Origin of the sequence: Paenibacillus sp. FSL R5-0517 (assembly GCF_037974355.1) — a bacterium.
Taxonomy (GTDB): domain Bacteria; phylum Bacillota; class Bacilli; order Paenibacillales; family Paenibacillaceae; genus Paenibacillus.
In genome coordinates this window covers 3198700-3224424 of the sequence record NZ_CP150235.1, presented here as the reverse complement: position 1 = coordinate 3224424, position 25725 = coordinate 3198700, and the positions used below count along the sequence as shown (strand labels likewise).

The window sequence follows — 25725 nt, the reverse complement described above, 5'->3', positions numbered from 1 at the left end:
AAGCACAGACATGTACCGAGGAGAGAAAAAAATCTATAATCGGACTTGTAAACGGATTCACTACACGTTTTAGAGGGGGATTTGCATTGAAAACAATAAAAAGAAAAAAGGCGATTTCCATTATTCTGGCCAGTTTATTATCCATCTCATTAACCGCTTGTGGTTCAGGAGATACGGATTCAGGTACAGCTGCTGGCGGGGACAGCAAGAGTGGCAAGGTCACATTGGAGCTGGCAATCTCCAAAAGTTCTCAGGACTCTGCCTTCATTCAGCAGGACATTCTCGATGCATTTGAAAAACAAACGAACATTCGCGTCAACTTGCAGCTGATTCCTGCGGAACAAACGACGACAGTATTGCAAACCAAACTGGCAGTAGATGAAACGCCTGATATCATTCAGTACAATCTGGCGAGTGCTGTCACGGACCTGAACCTTGAACGGAACTTCGAGATTCTAGACAACGAACCTTGGGCAAGCAGAATTGTGAACAAGGACGTCCTCTCTTCCGGCGGCCATCTCTACAGCTTCCATGTCAGTCAGGATACGGGGATGCAAGGGGTAGTTTACAACAAACAAATCTTTGAAGAACTCGGGTTGTCGATTCCAACGAACTACGAAGAATTCCTGGCGATCTGTGAAAAAATCAAAGCAAGTGGCATTACACCTGTATTCATGCCATACAAAGATGCCTGGGCTGCCAACATCTGGCCCGCTGCAGCTTTTGCCGATTTTGTAGCCAAAAATGATCCGACGTTTTTTGATGAGTTGAACAGTAACAAGAAAAAATGGTCCGATATTCCCGAATTCAAAACATTCCTGGAACAACAGTATGAAGTGTACACCAAAGGGTACACCAACACCGATGTACTTAGCGACAGCTATGACATGGCAGTAGGTAAATTCCTGAACAAGGAAGTTGCCATGATGTTTATGGGTGATTGGTTAATTGAAGGCGTGGCCGAGCAAGATCCAAATATGGAACTGGGTGTATTCCCGATTCCGTCGTCGGATAATGCCAGTCTGGGTGCAAGTCCGCTCGGCGGACAACTGTTCATTCCGAAGAAATCCAAACATTTGGATGAAGCCAAACAGTTCCTCGACTATATCGCTTCCAAAGATGTCGCACAACAGATCGTGGATTCCAAAGGATACGTATCCAATTTCAGTGACGTTACTACTCCGGAACTGCCGGCATACAAACAGGATATTGTAGACAATTACATTACGCCGAAGAAAACCGTGCTAACAACGGATGCATACATGCTGGTGGATCGCAGTGAATTGTACCGATTGTTGCAGGATCAATTCGCTGGTGGATTGTCACCAGACGAAGTGCTCAAATCCTGGGATGAGAAGTTTAGTCAGCTGATGCAGGATAAAGGCGTAGAAGGTTTCTAAAGAGTGAAATATAAGGCAGCATAACATGATCAATTGTTATGCTGCCTAGCTATAACGGAGTGTGAGACATGAAAAGGACTAAAAATCTATACTCGTATTACATGATATTTCCCGCACTATTGATCTACTCCATCTTTTTCGTTGTGCCTGCTCTCGCCGCTTTTTATTACTCATTCACGGATTGGCGGTTAGACCGGCTGGAGTTGAAGTTCATCGGGTGGGATAATTTCGAGAAAATTTTCTCAGACAAAACGCTGATTCTGGCGTTGAAAAACACAGCGATATTTGCAATTGTCACCGTTGTCGGCAAGAATGTCATCGGCCTATTGCTGGCCGTAGGACTTAACATGCGATTAAGAACGAAGAACCTGCTGCGTGCGATATTCTACTCCCCTTCCATTCTCAGCATACTCGTGATCAGCATTCTGTTCACTCCCATGTTGCGTACCGAAGGTACCATCAACAATTTGTTGGAATCTGTAGGATTACATTCGTTAAGCCAAGCTTGGCTGACCAACCCATCGATTGTAATCTGGACGATTGCCATTGTCTCCATCTGGCAGAGTGCCGGGTTCCAGATGGCCATCTATCTGGCAGGCCTGCAGTCCATTTCCCAGGAGTATTACGAAGCCGCCAAGATTGATGGCGCAAGTTCGTGGAGAAGTTTTTTCAAAATCACACTGCCACTCTTGCTGCCCGCCATTAACATTAACCTGATGCTGACGTTGATCGGTGGACTCAAAGTATTCTCCGAAGTATATGTCATGACCGGTGGTGGCCCGGGTAACGCTTCCCAGGTCGTAGGTACGATCATTCTGCGGTCTTTCGGCGAAGGCAACTGGGGACTTGGAACAGCGGTCAACACCCTTCTGTTCGTGGTCGTTACCATTATCGCTATACCGCTATTGATCTTCATGCGGCGTAAGGAGGTTACCGAATAACATGGGCTATACACGCAAACTCGCCATCCGTAACTATATCGTGGAAGGCTTCCTGATTCTGGCCTCTCTTATCGTTCTGTTGCCGCTTGTCATTCTGATCTTTGGCTCATTCAAAACCAGCGCCGAAGTGCTCAGCTTCTCCCTGAGTTTCCCGGAAACATGGCAGTTCTCGAACTATGTTCGTGTCTTCCAGGAAGGCGGTCTGTCGCGAGCATTCTTCAACAGTATTTTGATTACTGGCGTATCTTCCATCATTAATATCGTTGCTTCTTCTGCAGCGGCATTCATTCTGGCACGTCGGGAAACCAAACTATCCGGCACCCTCTACATGTATTTCTTTATGGGACTAATTGCGCCAATGTCCATTATCACGACCATACGGGTTGTACAGGGACTGGGGTTCTACGGCAGCATCACTAGCGTTATCCTGATCTATGCCGCGTTAAATACAGCCTTCAGCGTGTTCTTGTACAGTGGATTCATTAAAACCATTCCACGAGCACTGGACGAAGTGGCTTTTCTGGAAGGAGCAAGTGTGTTCGGTGTGTTCTTCCGCATTGTCACACCACTCATCCTGCCCGTTAACGCAACGGTAGCGATCATGGTGTTCATGTCCGTCTGGAATGATATCACCATTCCGGTATACTTCCTGACAGACAGCTCCACTTGGACGATGCCACTATCGATCTACAATTTCTACGGCAAATATAGTCGGGACTGGAACCTGATCTTCGCCAATCTCGTGCTTACTTCGTTGCCTGTGTTCATTCTGTATCTATTTGGACAAAAATATATCGTCAGCGGCCTTACTGCCGGTGCAGTTAAAGGGTAAGCCCTATATTCTCGCAAAACTCTAATACGTTAGGAATTCGAGGGAATTCATGTAGCAATCTATAAAGGCTTAAAGATAAACATAAAGACCCACCTTAATTGGCGGGTCTTTCTTTGTTTGTTTTTGAAGTAATGTTCTGTAATAAAGTTTTACAATAACAGTAATATCTTCACGATTATTATTTGGGATAAGTATCATACAGATTCGCCGGTAACGCCTGCACAAACGGTGACCACTCGTTCGTTGTGTAGAGTTGAAGTCGGTGCATGGCTCGAGTGCAAGCCGTATATAGAAGCTTGCGATCATATTCCTGGCTGTAAGCTTCTGGTGAAGCATCATAGACCAGGACCGCATCGAACTCGACGCCTTTCGCAAGATACACAGGAATAACCATGATTCCTTTTTCAAAAATCTGTGTATCCTTCGTTATAAGTTGTAACCCTTCGCCTCCTTGACTCTGTAACCTTTCATAGGCTTCCCGGCTTTCAGCTGCGGTCTTCGTTATTACAGCGATGGAATCGAACCCCTCTGCCTTAAGCGCAGTAATGTCTGCCAGAATACGCGTACCACGCTGCTTCTCGTCCTTAAATCTTGTTAAAAGAGGCTTCCGATCTCTCCTTTCAAAGGGTCTAATCTCTTCTCCCCCGGGTAACATGTGTCTCGTGAATTCAACAATCTCTTGGGTTGAACGATAACTGCGTACCAGGCGGATCAACGTGGTTTCAGCTTCTCCATAAAGGCGGATCAATGGAGAGTTGGACGCTGCTAAATCCGTAGCCTGCATAAAGATGGCTTGCCCGAAATCTCCAAGTACGGTCATGCGAGCACGAGGGAACAGTTTCTTGAGATATTCGTATTGAAACGCTGAATAATCCTGACCTTCATCCACGAAGACATAACGAATCTCTCTATTCGTCCGAACGCCCTCGATCAGTTCTTTTACATATAAATAAGGAGTAGCATCCTCATGGAAAAGCTTGTTCTGGAGGATCATCTCCCTGGTTTGTTTGCATATCTCAGCCCAATGCTGCGGGGGGATTGCCCCATTCGTTCGTTTCCGATAAGCGGCTTCATCTGCAAATAGTTGTTCATATATCCCTTTCACATCCACGAACTGGAATTTCCTCACACTCTTCCTTAAAGGTTTAAACATGTTTTTCACCAGTTTCTGACGAAGCAATTCCTCTTCGCGCTCTGCAAAATCAAAAGCACCCTCATCTTGCTCTGCGCTGTTATTACCGTTATCTCGTGCTGCATACTTTTCCGCGACATCGAACACAGGCTTTTCTTTGTGAAGCATACCGTAAGCTTCCACATACTCATCGGAATCCAGATAATTCAACTCCTCCAGAACCCAGTCGGCTTCACGTTCCAGACGTTCCAGCATAACGAGTTCTCTCAGCAGCCATTCCTGCACAAGAAGAATTCGGTTGGACAGTGTCAGATTTTGATCCAAACTGTAAAATTGGTTCTTAATTCGGTCCGCAGTGATGAACTCACGTTCCCGAAATCGAATCCCATTGAACAGCATCCCCTCTCCTCCCAACCACTTCCCGTAGTTTTGGAGCACTTGAAGGAATGTCTCCGAAGCTTTATACTTGATCGCCTCCATACGAGCTTCATATCCTGGATCTCCCTGGGCTGTCAGCACATATTCAATCTGATCAAAGGCATCCTCTGGTCGTAAGGAGGAATCCAGCCAATAATTCAGATATTCCTGAAAAGTGGTCTGCTGCATGTTCTCTTCGCCAAGTTCCGGGAGTACGGTGGAGGTATAACTGGTAAACATCGGATTCGGAGAAAAAAGTACAATCTGATCTGCCTTAACGGTCTGCCGGTGTTTGTATAACAAGTAGGCCACTCGCTGTAACGCAGCGGACGTCTTGCCACTGCCAGCTGCTCCCTGAACAATGAGCATACGGCTTCGGTCATCACGGATAATAGCATTTTGTTCCTTTTGGATGGTTGCTACAATGCTTTTCATTTGTGAGTCTGCACCTTTGGCGAGTACTTGCTGTAACAATTCGTCACCGATCGTCTCATTTGAGTCAAACATGCTAAGAAGCTGCCCGTGTTGGATCTGAAATTGACGCTTGAGCTCCATCGTACCCTCGATTTGTCCTGAAGGTGTGTCATAACTTGCTGGCCCCGGAGAGTGATCATAGTACAGGCTCGCAATTGGCGTACGCCAATCATAGATGAGAAAGCTCAATCCATCTTCATCCATGAAGGAAGATACGCCGATGTAGATCTGTTCAGTATATGTCATGCCTTTTTCCTTATAATCGAAGCGACCAAAATACGGTGTCGGAAGTAATCTCTTTGTATTTTTCCATTGTTGCGTTAACAGCTTGTGCCCACGTTCCCTCTCGGCCAACACTCTCGATTGCTGATTAATGGTATAGAAGGCATCTTCAAAATCGGTGTACGAACCCGTGTTAATCGTCACTTCTTCCCAAAACCGTTTACGAATTTCGGCTGCCTGTTCATGCAGTCCTTCAACCTTTGGTTCTAAGTCGTCGAGTCTTGCCTGAAGCTTGCTCCTTACCTGCACTAATCTTTCCTCTTCCAACTTCCATTCAACGGTTTTATCCATAAATGAACCCACTCCCTTTTCCATTTATTAGGACCCCAAAAAAGAGCATTGACAAATCGGAATGTCGGATGTAAAATTAAATTAGGAGAAATAATGATTCACCCTTTGTTCCTAATAAAAATGTCAATTGCGCTATAGATTATATCATGGCGTTTTTTCTAGTTCAATCTTTTTATTCACTGTCTGAGTTGGAGTTCATTCATAATTGATAATGCATAAGATGTTCCTTGAGTTACAAGGAGCATCTTTTTTTATGTCCTCGATCTAACGAATTCTGGGATTGTGAGAAGATTAGGCAATAGTTTGATAGAAATGTGGTACCCGCTCGTTCATTTGTTATGACATACTAATGGTGTAAATAGATCACCAGACCGGTGGCAATAATAAACATTAGAAAGGATATGAACATGACATGGAATATACGAAACTGGGTAACACTGGCTTGGACGTATCTCGATTTTGCCTAGGATGTATGGGGTTTGGAGACGCCAGTAAATGGGTTCATCAGTGGGTACTGAATGAAGAGGACTCTCGCCCCGTGATCAAAAAAGCGCTCGATCTGGGCATCAATTTCTTTGATACAGCGAATGTATATTCTCTGGGTACGAGCGAGGAGTACCTTGGTCGGGCGTTAAAGGATTTCGCTAATCGGGATGAGGTCGTTATTGCAACCAAAGTACATGGACAGATGCATAAAGGACCCAACGGTTCTGGCCTTTCCAGAAAAGCCATCCTGAGTGAGATTGATAAAAGCCTGAGACGATTGGAAACGGATTATGTAGATCTGTATATCATTCATCGTTGGGACTACAATACGCCTATTGAAGAAACCATGGAAGCCTTACATGATGTGGTGAAGTCCGGGAAAGTAAGATATATTGGGGCTTCAGCCATGTTCGCTTGGCAGTTCCAAAAGGCATTACATGTAGCAGAGAAACATGGTTGGACCAAGTTTGTCTCCATGCAGAACCACTTGAACCTCATCTACCGCGAAGAAGAACGTGAAATGTTACCGTTATGCAAGGAAGAAAAGATTGGTGTGACTCCTTACAGTCCTCTTGCTTCAGGCAGGTTAACCCGTGACTGGTCCGTATCGACCCTTCGATCCGAGACAGACGAAATTCAGAAATCCAAGTACAATGCGACCAGTGATGCAGATCGACTTGTGGTTGAACGGGTTGCATTCATTGCAGAAAAATACGGAGTCCCTCGTACACACATCGCACTTGCGTGGTTGCTGCAAAAAGACACTGTAGCGGCTCCAATTATCGGTGCCACCAAACTATCACATCTGGAAGATGCTGTAGGTGCTCTTTCCGTTAAGTTGACCTCAGAAGATGTCACATTCCTTGAAGAACCTTATGTACCTCATCCTGTAGTAGGTGCTCAATAGTAAATTTTTCTAAAAAAATGGAGAGAACCCCCCTATTTCCTCATCCGGAAGTCGGGGGGCTTTTATGTGTGCAATTTATTTTCGCCAAAATGTTGAACATTCTGCCTTATCCGCGATATTAAACTCAATCATTCTCTCAAGTAACGAATAATCAATCTCCTGTTTCCACTTCATTCGCACCAACTCTTTGGTATGATCATAACCGGCTTTAGTGATCTCTTCCGAAAAACGATTAATTCCTGCCTTCTCGGGAGCAACAGCCAAATGTTGCTTGGATACACTAAAACCAATAATGAAGGTATCATGGTCGGTAAACATCGGTTGGTTCCATGCAATTTTTTGTTTTAAATTCGGGAATCTTTCAGTGATCCAGTTCAAAACTTCTTCCGTTCGTGCCTGGTGTTCCGGGTTATCGATGCGTGCTATAAATTCTGCAAAGGTCTCCATTGGTTTCCCCCTATATCATGAAATATACTATTAAATTGCCCTGTCCAAACTCATTCTATCATGAACATCTCATTCAAAACCCCTTATCTGCCCGATCACTCAATAAAAAAATGAGCACCCTGCTAGACTTTAAATTTTCCCTTAATCCAAGAACGCAACTGATAAGCACAGAATGCGCGTTCATCTGGATCGGATTGAGAACCCTTTGTCAGATAAAGTTGATCATTCACGTATCTGGGATAAACATGCAGATGATAATGCCATACATCTTGATTACCTGCAGGTTCATTATGCTGTCGTGTAGAGATTCCTTCACATCCATATGTACTTTTCATTGCCCATGCTGTAAGTTGAGCCGCGTAATGAATCTCAGCAGCGTAGTCCGCAGGAAGTTCAAAGATGTTCTCGAAATGTTGATTTGGAACAATAAGCACATGTCCTTTATTGTTTGGCCACCACTTGCCTGCTATAAATGCCGTTACCTTTTCATTCTGATAGATAATATCTCTTTGTTTGGTTCCCTGATCAGGTCGCTCGATACCCCAAATACCACAAAATGGACATTCATACCCTTCGGGCTGATGTGAAAATAATGCTGTCATCTTTCTGCTTCCACTCCTTTCAAGTTTCTTCAAGTCATTATTAGATTTAGCTAGCTTCACACCTATGTCTGTAGCAATTTTTATTTTAATTGAAAACTCAACTCGCAAGAAAGAAATTGCGGTCAATTCGGATTATTATACTAGTTTTGTTTCGAGAGTACAGAATCTGAATGATACACTTTCTCAAACCAGTGAGGTACATTCTACTGGAGAAATCGAGCAAATGTTTGATGTTTATACTTCCATCATTTTAATAAATGACCGATTAACGCTCATCAAAGAACATACTGAAAATTTCTCTGATTATATAAATGTTCTTATCAATGACTTTTTAATATTTAGAAATGAATATGGTTATCTTGTAAAGGATCAATTAAAAGGAAACCGTACAGATTCTGAAGTACGTATAAAAGTAGCCAAACAGATCAAATTATTCCTGAATGACTTGCCTAGAGAATACCACGATTCAGAAGAATTTTCTGATCAGTTCAGTGTCGCTGCTAAGCATATTAAGCCATTGCTGCATCTTAACTTTTAATTTATTTGAGCCGCTGTTGCGGCTCTTTTTACTTAACCATATCATGCTGAAAGATTAAATATGAATTTTCACCAGGAAGGTGAGCTAAAAAGGATCCTACAATGAACAAGATAAAAAGCAGCTGACCTTATAGGCAGCTGCTTTATTCTATCTTTAAATATCCCTATCAATAATCACACTCCACACTTACATGGTGTTGATATCAATAACAAAGCGATATTTCACGTCAGAAGCCAGTACACGCTTGTAAGCTTCGTCAATCTGATCAGCCGAGATAACCTCAATGTTAGGCGCAATATCATGTTCTGCACAGAAATCAAGCATCTCTTGCGTCTCACGAATGCCACCAATCATGGAACCTGCGAATGAACGGCGATGACCGATCAGAGAAAATACGTTTACGGCTAATGGTTCTGGAGGAGCTCCCACGTTCACGAGTGTACCATCCAGCGTGAGCAGTGAGAAATACGCGTTAATGTCAATATTGGCACTCACCGTGTTAATCATCAGATCAAAGGTTCCTGCAAGTTTTTCGAAGGTCTCGGGTTCGCTTGTGGCAAAGTAATGATCTGCACCAAATTGCAGTCCATCTTCTTTTTTGCTCAAGGATTGGGAAAGGACCGTTACTTCCGCACCCATCGCATGTGCGATTTTGACAGCCATATGACCTAGACCACCCATACCTACAACGGCAACCTTCTTGCCTGGGCCAGCTCCCCAGTGATGAAGAGGTGAATACGTCGTTATACCGGCACACAACAAAGGTGCAGCTGCATCAAGTGCAATGTTATCAGGGATGCGAACGACAAAATCCTCTACGACAACAATATGTGTTGAATATCCACCTTGCGTAGGTTCACCGTATTTGTCTACTCCAGCGTAAGTTTGAATATTTCCTTTAAGACAGTATTGCTCTTCACCTTTGCGGCAGTTAACACATTCACCACAAGAGTCGACCATACATCCGACCCCTACTCGGTCACCAACCTTATATTTGGAGACTCCGCTTCCTACATCGGTTACAATCCCGGCAATTTCGTGGCCAGGAACGAGTGGATAATTTACTGGACCCCATTCACCGTGGGCAGTATGGATGTCAGAATGGCAGATACCGGCATATTTAATCTCGATTAATACATCATTGGTATCCAGATCACGTCGTTTAATTTCAGCACTTCTGAATTGTTGATCTGGTCCGTCAACGGCTCTGGCTTTAGCTATAATCAATGAAATAACCTCCTCGTAATTGTAAGTACATAAATAATCTTAAGCCCTCTAGTTAACTCTAGGTCAAATGTTTATCTTATTTTTTATCTCCAACGTACTTTGACATCCAGTAATCCAACATGATAGAATTCACTCGGATCAATCCTAGAGTTAACTCGAAGTCTACCCCTCGTAGAAAGGAATTCATTCTAAATGACCTATTCAATCGGTGAAGTTGCCAAAAAATTAGACCTTACAGTATATACATTGCGGTACTATGATAAGGAAGGACTTATGCCTTTTGTAGAACGTACCACGAGCGGAACGCGCTTGTTCAAAGATTCAGACATCGACTTTCTAAAGATCATTCAATGCCTGAAGTTGACCGGAATGCCTATCAAAGACATCAAGGATTTTATTGAATGGTGTTCTGAAGGGGATTCCACCCTGAAGCAAAGATATGATATGTTCACGGAACGAAAAGCCATTGTTGAAGCACAAATGGAGCAACTAAGAAGGACCATGGAAGTTATTGACCATAAACGCTCATACTACGAAACTGCTTTGGAAGCTGGAACCGAAGAGATTCACAGAAGAGTAAAAACAACAGCCGATGCCGTCACCAATTGATGGTCCATCTTTCTCATGACGTAAATAGGTACAAAAATAGCAGCTTGTACTCCTATAACGGATTACAAGCTGCTATTTGGGATATGTTTAGGCACATCGTATGGAATGACATTTCGGATATGCCTCTATATGCGCGTAGAGCCAGCCGTATCATTTTTCCAACAGTTTTATGGATACATTGATTATTCGATTTAATTTAACTTTATCCGTCGAGGTTCTAGCCATGGCTCTAATGCCGACAGAAATATTGTGCAAGTACTCTGCCATTTCCTTCGCATCATGGTCTGAGGAAAATTCTCCATCGCGTTGTCCCCATTCGATGATCTGCTCAAACATCCGCTCTGTATCGTTAAATGATTCAAGGGACCGTGTATCTACATCCGAATCACGTGTGCCCAGCTCTACTGCCGAATTAACGATCAGACAACCCGATGGTGTATCCTCTGCTTCACTGATCATCAATCCATAAATGTTATGCAGTGCTTCCACTGCCGTCTTGGACGCTTTAATTTCTGCAAGTAATGTAGCACTGATCTTGCCTTTATAACGATCCATAGCCTGCAAGAACAATGTATGTTTATCATCAAATGTATCGTATATACTTCGGCGATGTATTCCCATATGCTCCACAAGGTCACTCATCGATGTCTTCTCATAACCTTGTTCCCAGAAGATCTTCATTGCTTTATCCAACACTTCGTTCACTTCAAACTCTTTACTTCTAGCCATTCGACTTCCCTCCTAAAGTCAATCTAACACATCGGGAACGATCAGTAAATAAAAGACGTATACATCTTCTGTACTTGTTGTATATCATGATTGTGCACTTGTGATTATGTAACCAGCAATCAGCATGTCTTATCCATTCACATCAAATGTTTGCCTATTCCTATCCGTTTTCGATCGACTTCACGAACATCAAGACGAATTAGCCAAACACAGGAAATTCTCTATAAAGTCCATTGCGGCAGCCATACCTAGCGTGAATATTCTCGCATGTTCGGTTTACCGCCCAGAGAAGATATTAAACGCCTGAGAGGTATGGATCAATAAAACAACTGCCCTCATCTGTCATGGTACTAGCTAATACTGTTCCGTATCACTAAAAAAGAGCATCTCCCCGTCTTTTAATGACGTTTGGAAATGCTCCTATGTTACTCTATTATATTTTTCAGTCCAATTTTACTTTTTCGAAAGCAAGCTATCCGAAATAAACTGCAGCTGACCTTCCAACGTTAACGGATCGTTGTACGAGTCTGAAGTCGGGTCAAGCTGGAACACATGATTGGCCTTCACCGCAGGCAAATTTTTCCACAATGGATTATCATATACGATCTTGGGATCAGTTTTGTCTCCCGACCATGGGCTGGTGAAGATGATATCCCCCGCATACTCCGGTAATAGTTCCATGGATATCGAAGCCCAACCAGTACCGCTGTCAATTGCTTCAGCTTGAGCCTTGGCAGGTGCCTTGAGACCAAACTCTCCATAAATAATTTCACCGCCTCGGCCGTAGTTGTGCCCAAATACAAATAATCCTTTGGCATACGGATTCAGAATGGATACCGTGCGATCACCCACAGCTTCCTGAACCTTAGGCTTCATTTCGTTAATCTTTGCTTCCCATTTAGCATTCCATGCTTTAGCTGCGTCTTCTCTATTGGTAAGCTTACCCATCTCAAGCATCAGATCCTTGAAATTGCGCTTACCATAATCAATCTGTACGACTGGCGCAATCTGCTCCAGCTTGTCGATGCCCTCTGTGCCTGTGTACACAATAAAGAGGTCGGGTTTTAAGCTGATTAGACTCTCTGGTGTAGGCTTTTCACCCAGATCACTGGTGCCAGCTTCTGCAAGTTGATCCTTGATATACTTGTTGTTCATCGCTCCTGATAAAGCGCCGACTACCGGTGCATCGAGGGCAACAAAGTACCCCGTCGAAAATGACGTCAAATCAATAATGCGCTTAGGATTTTTGGGTACCTGTACTTCACCTGCATCCGATTGGTATGTAACGAGTTCCTCTTCGGCAGTTGCTTCTGTACCAGCTGAAGAAGCTGAATCCGAGTTCGTCTTGGTTTCTGTTCCCGCAGTTTCATTCGTACTGTCCCCGGTTGTACTATTGCTCGCGGTAGATTGACCACAAGCACTAAGTACAAGCAGCAAGATGAGTGCCATTATGATCCATACTGATTTTCTCTGTTTACGCAAAATAAACCCACCTTTTCGTTGATATTGATAATCGTTATCAACGATATCATGCTCTGAAGTATTTGACAAGCTATGTTTATTTTCCTCCCTCTATGAACTCTAACTTGCAAGTCACTAACTTAAGCGGCTATCATCAATAGAGTAGACAAGTCACTTTTATTAAAAAGAGAGATCATTGGAAAGCCAATGACATGTATTCAAGGAGGACAACATGGAAGAAATTATGTTATGGTTAAAGTATTTATTTTTAGGTATTGTTCAAGGCGCAACGGAGCCGATTCCTGTCTCCTCCAGCGGTCACTTGATCATCGCCCAGAGACTGATGGGCATGAAGCAGAATGGATTGTCATTTGAGATTTTAACCAACACGGCATCGCTTATCGCTATTATTTTTATTTTCCGGGAAGATATCAAAACGTTGATTATTGGTGCATTAGGTTACCTTCGTACTCGTAAAGAGGAATATAGAGCAGACTTCATGTTTTGCTTATACATAATTATTGGTACGGTTCCTGCTGCTGTCGTTGCGGTCCTGTTCAAGGATCGGATTGAAGAAATTTTCTCGTCCGTCTACACTGTTTCCATCGCGCTATTGATCACCGGGGTCGCCTTATGGCTGATTCGTAATCTTCGTGGTCGTAAACAAGACGGTGATCTGTCTACAAAAGATGCATTGTTGGTCGGTCTCGCTCAGGCAGTAGCTCTTATTCCCGGAATTAGCCGTTCTGGGGCGACTGTAATTGCATCCATCGCTGTGGGCATGAAACAGGAAACGGCACTGAAGTTCTCCTTCATGCTGTACATTCCAATAAGCATTGGTGGACTCATCATGGGTGTATCCGACATCGCCAATGATCCAAATCGATCACAGCTGGCGATCCCCTATCTGATTGCATTTATCACAACACTCTTCGTTACCTATTTCTCCATGAGATGGTTTATGGGCATTATGGCAAAAGGCAACCTGAAATACTTTTCGTATTACTGTTTTGCCGCAGGAACATTGTTGCTGATCTTCTTATAAAAACAAACTAATCACACCAAAAGGAACAACCAGCGATGGTTGTTCCTTTGTTGTATCTAGCAGAACCATCAGTTAAATCTTCAGCTGAGGCGGCGTATTGTTTTTTGAGTCATCGTAGTTCTACTTTACTTTCAGGTGAGATTAGTTTAAACTGATCCAAAATAAATAGTACGGTCTTTTATAATAGGTACTACCCGGAAGGATAGTGTTAATAATGAGTATGGCTGACTACCACGGTAAAGTTAAAAACATTCAAGATACCCCTTTTGGATATACGTTGTCCGTTATTGGTGGCAAATGGAAAATGGTGATTATGTACCTTTTGGCAGAAAACCCGCCCGTCCGCTTCAATGAGCTGAAAAGACAGATCGGAGCCATCACATATAAAACATTGAGTTCACAGCTCAAAGAACTGGAAGCGGATGGCATGGTAGAGCGCAAAGAGTACCCTCAAGTCCCTCCTAAAGTCGAGTACCGACTGACAGCGAAAGCTGAGAGGTTACTGCCCGTTTTGGAAGGACTGTGCGAATGGGGCGCTCAATATCAAGACACATCGATTTAATAATAGCGTAACGGATTAAACGACTTTGTCTATATGTTCAGATGAGATCATTGGAGATCATTGCATATATTAAAGCTAAAAAAAGTCGCCCATAGGCGACTTTTTCTTGTATATTATGCTCCTCTATCCGTTCAATAACGGAAGTTATAATTCGTGCGTAACATTTACCTTTTCGTGTACCAGATCTTTCTGATAGGCCAATACTTTATCCCAATTGCCACTGAATACAGGGATTCGATAATACCCTACACGCTCATATAGTGCTGCAGCTTCCGGCTGTAATGGACCGGTTTGCAGTTTCAGGTTGGTATAACCAAGTTCACTTGCAAGACGCTCCGCCTCAGCCAAAATAGCCTGGGCTATCCCCTTACGGCGGTAGCCACTGCGTGTATACATGCGTTTAACTTCTACAGATGTTTCATCAAGGGGTCTAAGTGCTCCGCAACCAACCGGGTACCCGTCGATCCTCGCAACGATAAAAGCCGCCCGTGGCACTTCAACGTCGGACAGTTGAAATCCCGCCGTTCCATCACCGCCATATAACAAACCGAGTTCTTCACTCAGTTCCTTGATCAATTGCAACGAATCCTCGCTGCGAATATCTTCAGCTGCTGCATGCACGATGTGTGTCACCCTACATACCCCCTTTATCTCATTGGACTTATTGGTTTTAATGATATGTCTAAATTATCATTCCCAACAGCAAGCGTCAATTCCCCCATCCATTGAATATTTCTATAAGTACGCCTCAACTCACTCCAGAATTGGAAGATTTCAAATTGTTTTGATATGAATGATTTCTATATAAAATCACGACTATTCTCTAACATTTTGCATGTTACTATGGTTTGGCATACTGCAAAATGGCTGTAGCCGCGCGAATTCGCAGCTCTTCTTCTTCACTGTGCAACGCTTCCTTCAGCACATGAATAGCTGCTTGAATTGTAGCTTCATCTATTCCTGTTGAGAGAGTGTGTGTTGCTTCAGCTGCTATGCCGATTGCAAGTCCGCGATCCAGCTGTGCTTGTGAAACGGGATGCTCAAACTTTGCAAGTGTGGATGAATCTTTTAGCAGCGACTGAACTTTGTCATTTAGCTCAGCGAGAGGAATACGACCCAACCATGTAACCCCGCGGCGGTGACAGATCAAGTCCTCTTCCGTGCCAGCGGAATCGTCGTAATAATAATCCCCGATATCCCCCACATACGTCCATTCATCATCGCTAATTAATACATAATCCCCATCCTGCATGAGGTTGGCAAACATATGTAATGTCGCGAGTGCTCTCGCCAATTCTGCTTCATCCAAGCTAGCGTGTTGAACCAACTGTTCCTTCCATAGCTCCGGGGGCGTTTGCTCCAGATCTCCTGTACCGGACCAAGCGATACCAATATAATTTTCTTCCAAAAACGATGCTACTCTGTTGATTCCGTGCACGGTAGACTGGATGTGATACAGATTCATGCTTATCGCCCTCCCTTCAATCATTCGTATGAACATAGTTATCCATTGTAACATTACTGGTGTCTTTTTCAAACGTAATGATCACTTTTGATATAGCCACAGGCTATAACTAGGTATAATTTAATGGAATTACGTTATAACTCCGGATCTGTGATAAATTTTGTGTAACATAAAAGCAGAGGGGTTTTAAACGATGACGAAAAGTAGTGTATTGGGATATCCGCGTATTGGTGCTGATCGGGAATGGAAGAAAGCGTTGGAAGCGTTCTGGGCAGGCAAATTGGAGGAAACAGAATTTCACGCACGTCTGCAGGAGATCCGTATCGATCATTTGTGTAAACAACAAGCAAAAGGAATCGACCTCATTCCGGTGAATGATTTCAGTTATTACGATCATATCCTGGATACGGCCGTGATGTTCGGCATTATTCCTAAACGTTTTGCTTATGATGGTGGCTCGGTTCCGTTGTCCGTATATTATGGCATTGCCCGGGGTACGAAAGATGCCGCAGCAAGTGAAATGACAAAATGGTTTAACACCAACTATCACTACATCGTACCTGAACTGGAGGGGGCTTCCCCAACTCTGACGGAGAACAAACCCCTTCTCGCTTATCGTGAAGCAAAAGAAAAACTAGGCATTGAAGGAAAACCGGTCATCGTTGGACCATTAACCTTCCTGAAGCTCTCGAAAGGCTATGATAAATCCGAGACTGACGCATGGCTGGATCGCTTGCTTCCACTTTACACTCAATTACTCCAGGAACTTGCGAGTGAAGGTGTTCAGTGGGTGCAGATCGACGAACCTATTCTGGTCACCAAATTAGATGATGAAGACGTACAGCGTCTGAATAAAATATATGAGACATTTGCGGCAGCCGTGCCGGGCCTGAATATCATGCTGCAAACGTACTTTGAATCTGTCGAAAACTACAGTGACATTGTGTCATTGCCAGTGCAAGGGGTAGGACTAGATTTTGTACACGGACTCTCTGGTAACATACAATCCATTCGCACATCCGGTTTCCCGGCTGACAAAGTGCTCGGAGCAGGTATTATTGATGGACGTGGGATCTGGAAAGCTTCCCTTCAAGGAAAACTGAAGTTGCTGAATGAACTGGCTGAAGTCGTAACGTCTGAACGTATCATCGTGCAATCATCCTGCAGCCTGCTGCATGTGCCCGTCACCACTGCACGTGAGGCCAAACTTACATCTGATTTGAAAAATGCTCTTGCGTTTGCAGATGAAAAGCTGGATGAGATTGTTCTTTTGACTACAGCCCTATCTTCACCAAGTGCAGAGATTACAGCCAAAATAGACGAAGCAGAGCTTCCCCTTCAGGCACTTCAGCAATCCGAAGATCGGAACCGCACAGCTGTACAGAAAGCCGTTGCTTCCATAAGTGTTCAACAGCCAGAGCGCTCTCGTCCTTTTGCCGAGCGTCATGAAGCCCAACAGGTCAAATGGCAATTGCCACTCTTCCCGACGACAACGATTGGCAGTTTCCCGCAATCTGCTGAAGTCAGAAAAGCACGTCAGTTGTGGCGCAAAGGCGAGTTGAACAACGAGCAATATGCTGCCTTCATCCGGGAGCAGATTGATATCTGGATTAAGCTTCAGGAAGAGATCGGAATTGACGTATTGGTACATGGTGAGTTTGAGCGTACCGATATGGTTGAGTTCTTTGGCGAGAAACTTGCCGGTTTTGCCTTTACACAGTTCGGCTGGGTACAGTCGTATGGTTCACGTTGCGTGAAGCCGCCTATTATCTTCGGGGATGTTGCGTTCACGGGTGAAATGACGGTAGAAGAAACGAAATATGCTCAATCGCAGACCGATCGCCCTGTTAAAGGCATGCTGACTGGCCCAATTACCATCATGAACTGGTCGTTCGTACGGGAAGACATTGCTCGGGAGCAGATTGCCTATCAATTGGCGTATGCGCTAAGACAGGAAGTTGAAGCACTTGAACAGGCAGGCATTGGCATGATTCAGGTTGACGAGCCGGCTGTTCGTGAAGGGCTTCCGCTGAAGGAAAATGAACAAGCCGATTACCTGGCCTGGGCGGTCAAAGCGTTCCGCATTTCCACGTGCACGGTGCACGAAACGACCCAAATTCATACGCATATGTGCTATTGCGAATTCCATGACATGATTGATTCCATCGAAGCCATGGATGCAGATGTCATTTCTATTGAGACATCCCGTAGTCACGGCGAACTGATTCATAGTTTTGAAGAAAATACGTATGAGCTGGGTATTGGTCTTGGCGTATATGATATCCATAGTCCACGGGTTCCAAGTGTGGATGAAATGAGCAGCATGATTGAACGCGCCCTGCGTGTTCTTGATCCGAAGCTGTTCTGGATCAACCCGGACTGCGGATTAAAAACCCGTGGACAGGAAGAAACGGTGGCCTCCCTCCGTAACATGGTGGATGCAACCAGAATCGCCCGTACCAATTACGCTTCCGCTGCTGTATTGTAATCTCTGCTGCGAAGCAGCATATTTAAAAAAGTAAAGCCGGACACCCCTTCGTTAAAGGGGTGTCCGGCTTTTTATGTGCTTAAATTTTTGTAGTTACTTTTAACGCACCTTCATTTCACTTGTATTATGAGGGATCTTGGGCGATCTTGGGGGTTCCTGCCGCTTTTCTCACCATCCAACTCTTACGACTAAATACTCTCTTCCAGCCATTGCTGTAAAGGGATGTCTTCAGTAAGTTCGCCCAGCAATATGTGACGGAACTTCCCTTCCTTATCAATAACCATCGTAGCGGGCAAACCCGTAATACGATACATCCCTGATATGTTACCCGTCACATCAATGATGACCGGAAAATCAAACGCTTGCTTATCCATAAACTCACGAATCGTACCCTTTGATTCCCCCACGTTAACAAACAGGGTTGCCACATCATTCTGATAGTCCTGGGCAATCTGATGTACGAGCGGCATCTCCCTTACACAGGGCGTGCACCATGAAGCCCAAAAGTTAATCATGACGGCTTTGCCCCGATAATCCGACAGCTTCACTTGCTCGCCTGCTGAATTAACCGCTGTGAACTCAGGGGCCATTGCACCTACTTGAATCATGTTGGCTCGCCCTGACTCAGGTGTCGATACATTTTCAAAAATAGCCCATGCACCTGCTAACAAAGCGATCAATCCAATCAAAATTGTAAGAGTACGTCTGCTCTTAAGATTTTTCTTCTGCACTGAACTCACCTTCACTTTAAACCAAGACTTTGATGAAATGCTGCATGGAGCGAACCGAATTGATCACGAAAGTCACGGGTGGAGCCCTCTCCCACACTACGTCCCTGGTTCATGAATATCACCTGATCCGCAATATCATCTGCAATCTCCAGCTGATGGGTTGAGAACACGACCATGTGGCCATCCTGCTTGATACCCTTGAGGAGCTGAGCTAATTCCTGCATCCAGAACGGGTCCAATCCATTTGTTGGCTCATCCATGATGAGCAATGGAGGTTTGGACAGTACAGCTTGAGCAAATAACACACGTTGGCGCATACCTTTGGAGAAAGTCGTAACCCGGTTTTTCTTTTGATTCTCCAAACCTACCATAGTCAGTACTTCCTTTACTCTCCCCTTGGGAACTTTCCGCAGAGAAGCCCAGAACAGAAGCATTTCCTCCGCACTTAATCCCTGATTAAATTGATAATCATCCGGCATATATCCAATCTGCTGTGAATAATGTTTGCGCTCCTTCAACCAACGAATATTGTTGACTACAACGTCACCCGTGGTAGGCCGAAGAATTCCAGCGATCATACGCAGCACCGTGCTCTTTCCTGCGCCATTGCCTCCACAGAGGGCAAGCACTTGACCGGAACTCATGCGAAAGGAGATATCCTCAACAATACGTTTCTTTTTAATGGATTTTCCCAATCCCATCACTTCGAGTCCCACCTTATCCATGAGAACGCCCCCTCTCCCAGATTCCGTATATGGTCAGGACAGAGCAGGTGATCCAGAACAGACATATCCCGATGAAAATCCAACTGCCACTGGGTTGTTGCACCCACTCCACCCATTGATAATATTCAGGCCCTAGAATGGATCCGCCTCCCAGTTTGATGACTACGAACAATCGCACCAGCTCAGCCGGATTAATGAACGTTAGCATAACCAGCATCGGTTTGACCCACAGATAAGGCATCAATCCCAATACTGAGAGCAGTAACATTGGCCATCCAATGACTGTGAAAAACCATACGGTCACCGAGATGGTTAATGCCTGCCACCGATTGCGTGACAACGAACCGATGAATAGAGCCAGTGTCAGAAATAACAACACCAGTCCACACGAGAATGCCAGAAAGAGAAGATATGTCATGACATCCAGTGGATTCCCGACTACTCCGCTAATCACTCCCATCAGGCCGTATCCAAACGCAACAATGGTAATCAATACAATTGACAACCCAACATACTTGCCCACAATAAAGGACATCGTACCAATAGGATATGTCGCCAGCAGTTGCCAACTGCCATCTTCCTTTTCGGATGTTAATGAGAAGGAACCGAGGAACAGCGTCATTAATGGCAAAAGGTATAGAATTAGATTCAGCATCGAACCTGTTGTGCCCGAATATCCTTGAACCAGATTCTGCGAATTCAGGAGTAACAAGCTTAAGCTAAATGTGCAAAAAAGAATCAGAAACGAATACGCCCAGGGATTGCGAAATCCCATCTTCACTTCCCGTCTTGCAATCTGTATCATATCTGCCATCATTGATCACCATTTTCTATGGTCATACCTAGTGACCTGACTCTTCTTTCGTCTCATCTTCCTGGTGTGTCTCATCACTCATTCCTTCGTCACTCATACCCTCTTCTCCGTGCCCATGTTCACCCATCATGTCCATATTCTCTGTATTTTGTTTCCAGTCATGCGATGCAAGATCCTCAGCAGTCATAATGGTCCCCACACCTTGCTCTGCAACGAACGCTTCAGCCGATGGCTTGTCCTTGAAAGTTAGAATTCCATAGGCCATAGGCGTGCGCAATGAAGCATCATATACATACGTGGCTTTGCTGTATTCAATCCATTCCTTGTCATTATAGTCACGCACATAGTCCATGCCGATGTTATCTGTGCCATTCTCTGTTTTCCACTGGTTCATGCAACCGATATCATCAAACTTGTAATTCTGGCCGTCTTTCGTAGTGAGCTGTGTTGCATATGCATCGTCCTTCACCTGCATTTTACATATCGCGCAGATATCGACCTCTTCATTGATCGGCAATGCCGCGTATTTTGTTCCGCAAGCTGTTAATAATACGATGCCAAACATAAGTACCATAAGCATTGACCATCTTCCGTTCAAGCTTTTGTTCATTTTCGTGATACCCCCATATAGATAATGATAAAAGTCGCTATACCCAGCAAAGCTAGCCCAATGATCCAAACCATATGGGTACCTGTAGCTGTTTCCACTGTTATGTGCGGATCAGATCCCTTATCCATGCTCATTCGTGGCGACTTGTCAGTAGTCCATTGTTCTCTGCCTTCTGTAAACAAGTCACTCAGAAAGACCATGCCCGGTGATTGAAAAAAGAGCTGATACGCAGAATTTCGACTGACCAGTTGCTCATAAAAAGGATTAATGGCATAGGAAATCTCACTGATTCCGTCCTGATTTAGATCGAGCCCCTGAAAGGAGTCCCAGTAATTCTCCATCATGACATTGTTCGAGCTATCCAAAGCCGAAGCCTCAATAACATTGGAGACCCATTGGTTATGTGTAAATTCGTTATCTTCTGCCAGAACCAGCTGAATGCCCACAAAATTCCGAAGTACCGCATTGCCACGGATCTCATTGCCCGAGGATTCTGCTATATTCATACCGACACGGTTGCCCTCCACCACATTGTTGAGTACAGAGGATTGATGTACGTCATACAACAGAATGCCTTGGGAATGAACATGGGTACTTTGTTTGCGAAAAGAATTGCCCGATATAACCGTATTCTTGACGCCCATGATCATGGCACCTGTCATGTTCTCTTCTCCGGTATTGTCCATGACAGAAGAGCCGTCAATGTACATACAGTGGATGCCATACCTTGTATGTAACAGCCTGTTATTTCGAACGGTAGATATGCGACTGTTCTCCAGATAGATGCCATCCCGCATGCCTATGATCTCATTGCCTTCAATGTAGCTGTCATGGGCGTTGTACAGATCAATGCCATTGCCCTTCTGGCTACTGGTTGCAGAACCAGACCCCACCCAAGTGATCTTGTTCCGCTGAATCGCCGCCTGACTTGAATTCCGGATGATTATCCCAAAACCCTGGGTCTGAATATGCAGATCCGTGATCTCACTGTTGTTCCCTTCAACCTGAATGGCTGCAGTCTGTGCATTCGCATCATGTTCAATGGTAAAACCTCTCAACTTCACCCCATCCGAACGAATCATTATTGTAGATGTGGCTTCCGCGTTAACAACAATGACCGTAGGATCGCCCTGAATGGTGATGTTCTTATCAATCGTTATGGGGCCTACATATCGGCCTGACTCAAGTACAATGACATCTCCGGATGCAGAACGGTCAATCATTGGCTGAAGGGGAATGAGATCACGTTCTACAGAGGCGGCCATGACCTTTCCCTGCGGGAAATACAATAGGGCAATCAACATGCTAATTAGAAAAGGCAGGACCAGGCCCCTGCTTTTCTTGCAACAGCCAAACACACGCAACCTTTCCCCGAAATTATTCATGATTCATCCCGCGCAAATCTGACTCCTTGTTGCTGAGGTGTAATACTGCGGCTTTGTGTTTAACAGATCTTACGTCAATCTCAAGCATACTTTGGCTGTACACACCATCCCTCCATTTCACTCAGAATCATTCATCCTTATTCCTCATCCATTGAAGCAACCCAATAATGAAGCGTTATCACAATCCTGATCACAGTGTACTTAAAACGGATTTTTTTCCATATAGCTCAATTAGGCTATAGACAGCACATTTTTGTGTCGATATTGTGATCTAACAAAAAAAGCCGCCATAATGGCGACTTCTAAGTGATTCGATTATTCAAATGGATAGGTCCAAAATTTTTCTCTACCAAAGCGTTTCTTGATTTCTTCATCATCGAGCTCACGATTTCCGACAAGCTCTGCTGCCTGGAATTGTGAACGATGGGCACGAATTGATGCCATTTTTTGACTTAAAAATCCAGTCACATCAACGAATACATCTGCTGTGCCAATGAACTGTTCATGATTATTCGAAAACGCAACACAGTGAACCACTGGCCGCTCAGCTACAGGAAGACGAGTAATCGTGCGAATGACGGCTTCTCCCGTAGCATCATGATCGGGGTGAACACTGAAGCCCGGATAGAAGGTGATGACGAGCGACGGTTTCAGTTCTTCAAGCAGTGCCATAATACAATCGTCGAGCAGCTGCGGATCTTCAAACTCAATCATTTTATCGTGAAAACCGAGCATTCTTAAGTCCTGGATTCCGATCGCTGCGGAAGCTTCAATCAGTTCTTGCTTGCGAATCGCAGGCAATGTGACTCTGTTGGCAAAGGGAGGAATACCCATGTTGCGCCCCATCTCGCCAAGTGTCAGACAAGCGTAGGTTACATGGGCACCGCCATCTATGTATTTGGCTAATGTTCCCGATACAGAGAAAGCTTCATCATCCGGATGTGGATACACCACCAAGATTCGCTCATGCTCATTGTGTGTCGTATTCATGGTTTTTCCATCCTCCACTTTCATCAGAACATCTCCCGACTCAGTTGTAACGCGACAACCAGCTTGCCTTGAGTGTCGTGACCAGCCAGAATAAGTCTTTCGTTTTCCTGTTCGTCAATATGTGTAAGACCCTCGGCATATATCCATCCCTGAGTGGTTTTTAGACCTACCCGGTATGGACCCGTACCCGAAATAGAGCCCTGCGTATATCGTATGGCCGCATTGGTAATGAATGCCGATGCCGGATGCTTCGAACTATCATAATGATGTGCATATGCACCTGACGTGAGTTCCAGATGTACGTATAAGTCCTGATCAGCAAGTTCACTGAGTCGGAGCTGAATATCTTGAGGTTTGATCGGTTGCATGGCGGCCTCCTTGTCTATTGTTAATTGTTCGAATTCCATTTTAACATAACCACGAGAGAATATACATGGAAGGACCGAGTCATCACGGTTGAGGGATACAATCCTGAAAAACAAGAACAGATTTGTGCGTTTTTTTCTCTTTTTATTCACAGAAATATCTATATGATGAAGTGTAGGCAAAAAAACGCCTATGATAAACACCCTAAATCTTAAATAAATCTGGCTCCAACGTGTTTGGAAAGGAGTTGAATTTGAAATGAAACCTATAGTACAGCTACTGCATTTCGGCTATCATCAGGCGATGAGCTGCATATTTCCTGTAGCGATCTTTGGCACATTGGCCCTATCCAGCGTCATCCCAGTTCCTTTTCTTTATCGATATGATGCGATCCTGCTGGTATTGCTTGTTGTGCAGTACCTGATGTATCGAAGCGGCTTGGAAACCCGGGATGAAATCAAGGTCATCTGTGTATTTCACATGATTGGCCTGGCGTTGGAGATCTATAAAGTATGGATGGGCTCATGGTCATACCCTGAGCCGGCGTACACCAAAATCCTTGGTGTCCCTCTATATAGTGGATTCATGTATGCAAGTGTAGCCAGCTTTATGTGTCAGGTGTGGCGAAGACTGCGAATGGACATGACTGGATGGCCTGGTATATTACCTTCCGGTCTGCTCGGTGCAGCCATATATATCAACTTTTTCACCCATCATTTTATTCCCGATTTTCGTTGGTGGCTAACGGTGCTTGTATTTATTGTCTTCTGGAAAACGTGGATTATCTACCGGGTACGGGCAACGACCTATCGAATGCCGTTATCCATTGCTTTTGTCATTGTTGGTTTCTTCATCTGGGCTGCTGAGAATATCGCTACATTCTTCAATGGCTGGAAATATCCTGATCAACATGATGCTTGGCAACTGGTTAGCTTTAGCAAGATCAGTTCGTGGTTCCTGCTGGTGATCATTAGCGTCATCATCGTTGCGCAGCTCAAATATGTGAAAGCCAATCGAACAACAGATGATCCTGCGTAATATCCATCATCACACCCATATGCATCATCGTTCAACATTCAATGAGCCACTGTCATTCGCATCTTCAATTCGCTTGCTTGCTATAAGTTCGCCCTCAACATTATAAGCTTGAATTGTATATGGGATATCTGCTGCGGGTGGCAGGAAGGCGTACCAGATCAGCTGGTCCCGACTCACTTCAACCAATTTGCTTTCTATCTCTACTGGTTTTCCATTTTGCTTGATTTCAACAGTTACACGTCTGATGGTTGGGTCTACGATGTCACCAAACAACATGGGAAACGGGGCCGAGACTTTATCCAACTTCGGTATATTCATATAATTCAAAGCAAACTTGGTTTGTAGACCCTCACTTATGGAATAACCTCCACCCCATACCCATTTCCATCCGAACATGTTCTTGCGGGTATACTCCATCTGAAGATTACTGTTGTTTTCCCGACCCTTTTTTTGTGTGAACAAAATCATGCCTCCGTCTACAGCCTCCTGATGAATAAATTGGGAGGTATAAAACTCACCTCTAAATTCCTGAACTGCTCCCTCAGGACTTTTCGCTATAGGAATATGTATAGTTTCACTTAATCCCCAAACTTTAGATATGCGTTGATCGGCTAACCCCCCTGCACGTTCATTCATATACATATATGTCAGGACTGACACGGGCGAGAGTACAATTACCATTGTGATGATTAGCAGGATTCTCCTGTTACGTTTGGACATCTCCGAGTGCA

26 protein-coding genes are annotated in these 25725 nt (G+C 44.4%); 10 read left to right on the top strand and 16 right to left on the bottom strand.

All coding sequences use genetic code 11. The features are described from left to right. Positions 1 to 86 precede the first annotated feature (86 nt). The 3 genes from MKX40_RS14435 (at position 87) to MKX40_RS14425 (ending at position 3173) form a co-directional block, all read left to right on the top strand. Positions 87 to 1400: an ABC transporter substrate-binding protein gene (locus MKX40_RS14435; RefSeq protein ID WP_339242598.1), complete on the top strand. Its 1314-nt coding sequence runs from the start codon at positions 87 to 89 to the stop codon at positions 1398 to 1400. Positions 1401 to 1468: 68 nt separating this feature from the next. Then, positions 1469 to 2341: a sugar ABC transporter permease gene (locus MKX40_RS14430; RefSeq protein WP_339242596.1), complete on the top strand. Its 873-nt coding sequence runs from the start codon at positions 1469 to 1471 to the stop codon at positions 2339 to 2341. Position 2342: 1 nt separating this feature from the next. Next, positions 2343 to 3173: a carbohydrate ABC transporter permease gene (locus MKX40_RS14425; protein WP_339242593.1), complete on the top strand. Its 831-nt coding sequence runs from the start codon at positions 2343 to 2345 to the stop codon at positions 3171 to 3173. 178 nt (positions 3174 to 3351) lie between these two features. On the opposite strand, the gene helD is transcribed toward MKX40_RS14425, so the two are convergent. Then, positions 3352 to 5769, bottom strand: a complete 2418-nt coding sequence (gene helD, locus MKX40_RS14420; RefSeq protein WP_339242591.1) for an RNA polymerase recycling motor HelD — start codon at positions 5767 to 5769, stop codon at positions 3352 to 3354. A gap of 412 nt (positions 5770 to 6181) precedes the next feature. Between helD and MKX40_RS14415 the strand changes: the two genes are divergently transcribed. After that, positions 6182 to 7162: an aldo/keto reductase gene (locus MKX40_RS14415; protein ID WP_339242589.1), complete on the top strand. Its 981-nt coding sequence runs from the start codon at positions 6182 to 6184 to the stop codon at positions 7160 to 7162. Positions 7163 to 7237: 75 nt separating this feature from the next. Here the strand turns inward: MKX40_RS14415 and MKX40_RS14410 are convergent, their stop codons facing one another. Continuing rightward, the gene (locus tag MKX40_RS14410; protein WP_339242587.1) at positions 7238 to 7609 is read right to left on the bottom strand and encodes an iron chaperone; all 372 of its coding nucleotides are present in this window, start codon (positions 7607 to 7609) and stop codon (positions 7238 to 7240) included. Positions 7610 to 7731: 122 nt separating this feature from the next. Next, entirely contained in the window at positions 7732 to 8211 is a 480-nt protein-coding gene (locus tag MKX40_RS14405; protein WP_339242585.1) for an HIT family protein, read from the bottom strand. A gap of 64 nt (positions 8212 to 8275) precedes the next feature. Here MKX40_RS14405 and MKX40_RS14400 point away from each other — a divergent pair, with 64 nt between their 5' ends. Further along, positions 8276 to 8749, top strand: a complete 474-nt coding sequence (locus MKX40_RS14400) for a hypothetical protein (RefSeq protein ID WP_339242583.1) — start codon at positions 8276 to 8278, stop codon at positions 8747 to 8749. A 186-nt stretch (positions 8750 to 8935) separates the two neighbouring features. Here MKX40_RS14400 and MKX40_RS14395 read toward each other — a convergent pair whose 3' ends face one another. Next, the gene (locus MKX40_RS14395) at positions 8936 to 9976 is read right to left on the bottom strand and encodes an NAD(P)-dependent alcohol dehydrogenase (RefSeq protein WP_339242581.1); all 1041 of its coding nucleotides are present in this window, start codon (positions 9974 to 9976) and stop codon (positions 8936 to 8938) included. A 192-nt stretch (positions 9977 to 10168) separates the two neighbouring features. Between MKX40_RS14395 and MKX40_RS14390 the strand changes: the two genes are divergently transcribed. Next, complete coding sequence (locus MKX40_RS14390) at positions 10169 to 10585, top strand: MerR family transcriptional regulator (RefSeq protein ID WP_339242579.1); 417 nt, start codon at positions 10169 to 10171, stop codon at positions 10583 to 10585. Between the two features lie 150 nt (positions 10586 to 10735). Here MKX40_RS14390 and MKX40_RS14385 read toward each other — a convergent pair whose 3' ends face one another. Next, positions 10736 to 11314, bottom strand: coding sequence for a TetR/AcrR family transcriptional regulator (locus tag MKX40_RS14385; protein ID WP_339242577.1), 579 nt, complete (start codon positions 11312 to 11314; stop codon positions 10736 to 10738). Positions 11315 to 11767: 453 nt separating this feature from the next. Beyond that, the gene (locus MKX40_RS14380; protein WP_339242575.1) at positions 11768 to 12796 is read right to left on the bottom strand and encodes an ABC transporter substrate-binding protein; all 1029 of its coding nucleotides are present in this window, start codon (positions 12794 to 12796) and stop codon (positions 11768 to 11770) included. A 211-nt stretch (positions 12797 to 13007) separates the two neighbouring features. On the opposite strand from MKX40_RS14380, the gene MKX40_RS14375 reads away from it, so the two are divergent. Both MKX40_RS14375 and MKX40_RS14370 read left to right on the top strand, forming a co-directional pair. Beyond that, a complete protein-coding gene (locus MKX40_RS14375; protein WP_339242573.1) occupies positions 13008 to 13820 on the top strand; it encodes an undecaprenyl-diphosphate phosphatase in 813 nt (270 codons plus the stop codon). Positions 13821 to 14034: 214 nt separating this feature from the next. Continuing rightward, positions 14035 to 14382 (top strand): helix-turn-helix domain-containing protein, encoded by a 348-nt coding sequence (locus MKX40_RS14370; RefSeq protein ID WP_339242572.1) that lies wholly within the window; start codon positions 14035 to 14037, stop codon positions 14380 to 14382. 144 nt (positions 14383 to 14526) lie between these two features. Here MKX40_RS14370 and MKX40_RS14365 read toward each other — a convergent pair whose 3' ends face one another. Together MKX40_RS14365 and MKX40_RS14360 are read right to left on the bottom strand one after the other, a co-directional pair. Next, complete coding sequence (locus tag MKX40_RS14365; RefSeq protein ID WP_339242571.1) at positions 14527 to 15015, bottom strand: GNAT family N-acetyltransferase; 489 nt, start codon at positions 15013 to 15015, stop codon at positions 14527 to 14529. 208 nt (positions 15016 to 15223) lie between these two features. Further along, positions 15224 to 15847 (bottom strand): hypothetical protein, encoded by a 624-nt coding sequence (locus MKX40_RS14360; protein ID WP_339242569.1) that lies wholly within the window; start codon positions 15845 to 15847, stop codon positions 15224 to 15226. Between the two features lie 193 nt (positions 15848 to 16040). On the opposite strand from MKX40_RS14360, the gene metE reads away from it, so the two are divergent. After that, positions 16041 to 18335: a 5-methyltetrahydropteroyltriglutamate--homocysteine S-methyltransferase gene (metE, locus tag MKX40_RS14355; RefSeq protein ID WP_339242567.1), complete on the top strand. Its 2295-nt coding sequence runs from the start codon at positions 16041 to 16043 to the stop codon at positions 18333 to 18335. 188 nt (positions 18336 to 18523) lie between these two features. Here metE and MKX40_RS14350 read toward each other — a convergent pair whose 3' ends face one another. The 7 genes from MKX40_RS14350 to MKX40_RS14320 all read right to left on the bottom strand — a co-directional run bounded on the left by MKX40_RS14350 (position 18524) and on the right by MKX40_RS14320 (position 23958). After that, complete coding sequence (locus tag MKX40_RS14350; protein ID WP_339242566.1) at positions 18524 to 19066, bottom strand: redoxin domain-containing protein; 543 nt, start codon at positions 19064 to 19066, stop codon at positions 18524 to 18526. Between the two features lie 11 nt (positions 19067 to 19077). After that, positions 19078 to 19791, bottom strand: coding sequence for an ABC transporter ATP-binding protein (locus tag MKX40_RS14345; protein ID WP_339242563.1), 714 nt, complete (start codon positions 19789 to 19791; stop codon positions 19078 to 19080). Further along, a complete protein-coding gene (locus MKX40_RS14340) occupies positions 19784 to 20605 on the bottom strand; it encodes an ABC transporter permease subunit (protein ID WP_339242561.1) in 822 nt (273 codons plus the stop codon). The genes MKX40_RS14345 and MKX40_RS14340 overlap by 8 nt, the downstream gene beginning before the upstream one ends. Before the next feature lie 28 nt (positions 20606 to 20633). After that, positions 20634 to 21215, bottom strand: a complete 582-nt coding sequence (locus tag MKX40_RS14335; RefSeq protein WP_339242559.1) for a nitrous oxide reductase accessory protein NosL — start codon at positions 21213 to 21215, stop codon at positions 20634 to 20636. Continuing rightward, positions 21212 to 22600: a NosD domain-containing protein gene (locus tag MKX40_RS14330; RefSeq protein ID WP_339242558.1), complete on the bottom strand. Its 1389-nt coding sequence runs from the start codon at positions 22598 to 22600 to the stop codon at positions 21212 to 21214. The genes MKX40_RS14335 and MKX40_RS14330 overlap by 4 nt, the downstream gene beginning before the upstream one ends. A gap of 315 nt (positions 22601 to 22915) precedes the next feature. After that, positions 22916 to 23614, bottom strand: a complete 699-nt coding sequence (gene bshB2 / locus MKX40_RS14325; protein ID WP_339242556.1) for a bacillithiol biosynthesis deacetylase BshB2 — start codon at positions 23612 to 23614, stop codon at positions 22916 to 22918. After that, entirely contained in the window at positions 23614 to 23958 is a 345-nt protein-coding gene (locus MKX40_RS14320) for a YojF family protein (protein WP_339242554.1), read from the bottom strand. The genes bshB2 and MKX40_RS14320 overlap by 1 nt, the downstream gene beginning before the upstream one ends. Positions 23959 to 24214: 256 nt before the next feature. Here MKX40_RS14320 and MKX40_RS14315 point away from each other — a divergent pair, with 256 nt between their 5' ends. Further along, positions 24215 to 24994, top strand: a complete 780-nt coding sequence (locus tag MKX40_RS14315) for a DUF817 domain-containing protein (protein ID WP_339242552.1) — start codon at positions 24215 to 24217, stop codon at positions 24992 to 24994. A gap of 24 nt (positions 24995 to 25018) precedes the next feature. On the opposite strand, the gene MKX40_RS14310 is transcribed toward MKX40_RS14315, so the two are convergent. Then, complete coding sequence (locus MKX40_RS14310) at positions 25019 to 25714, bottom strand: hypothetical protein (RefSeq protein ID WP_339242550.1); 696 nt, start codon at positions 25712 to 25714, stop codon at positions 25019 to 25021. Positions 25715 to 25725: the final 11 nt, after the last annotated feature.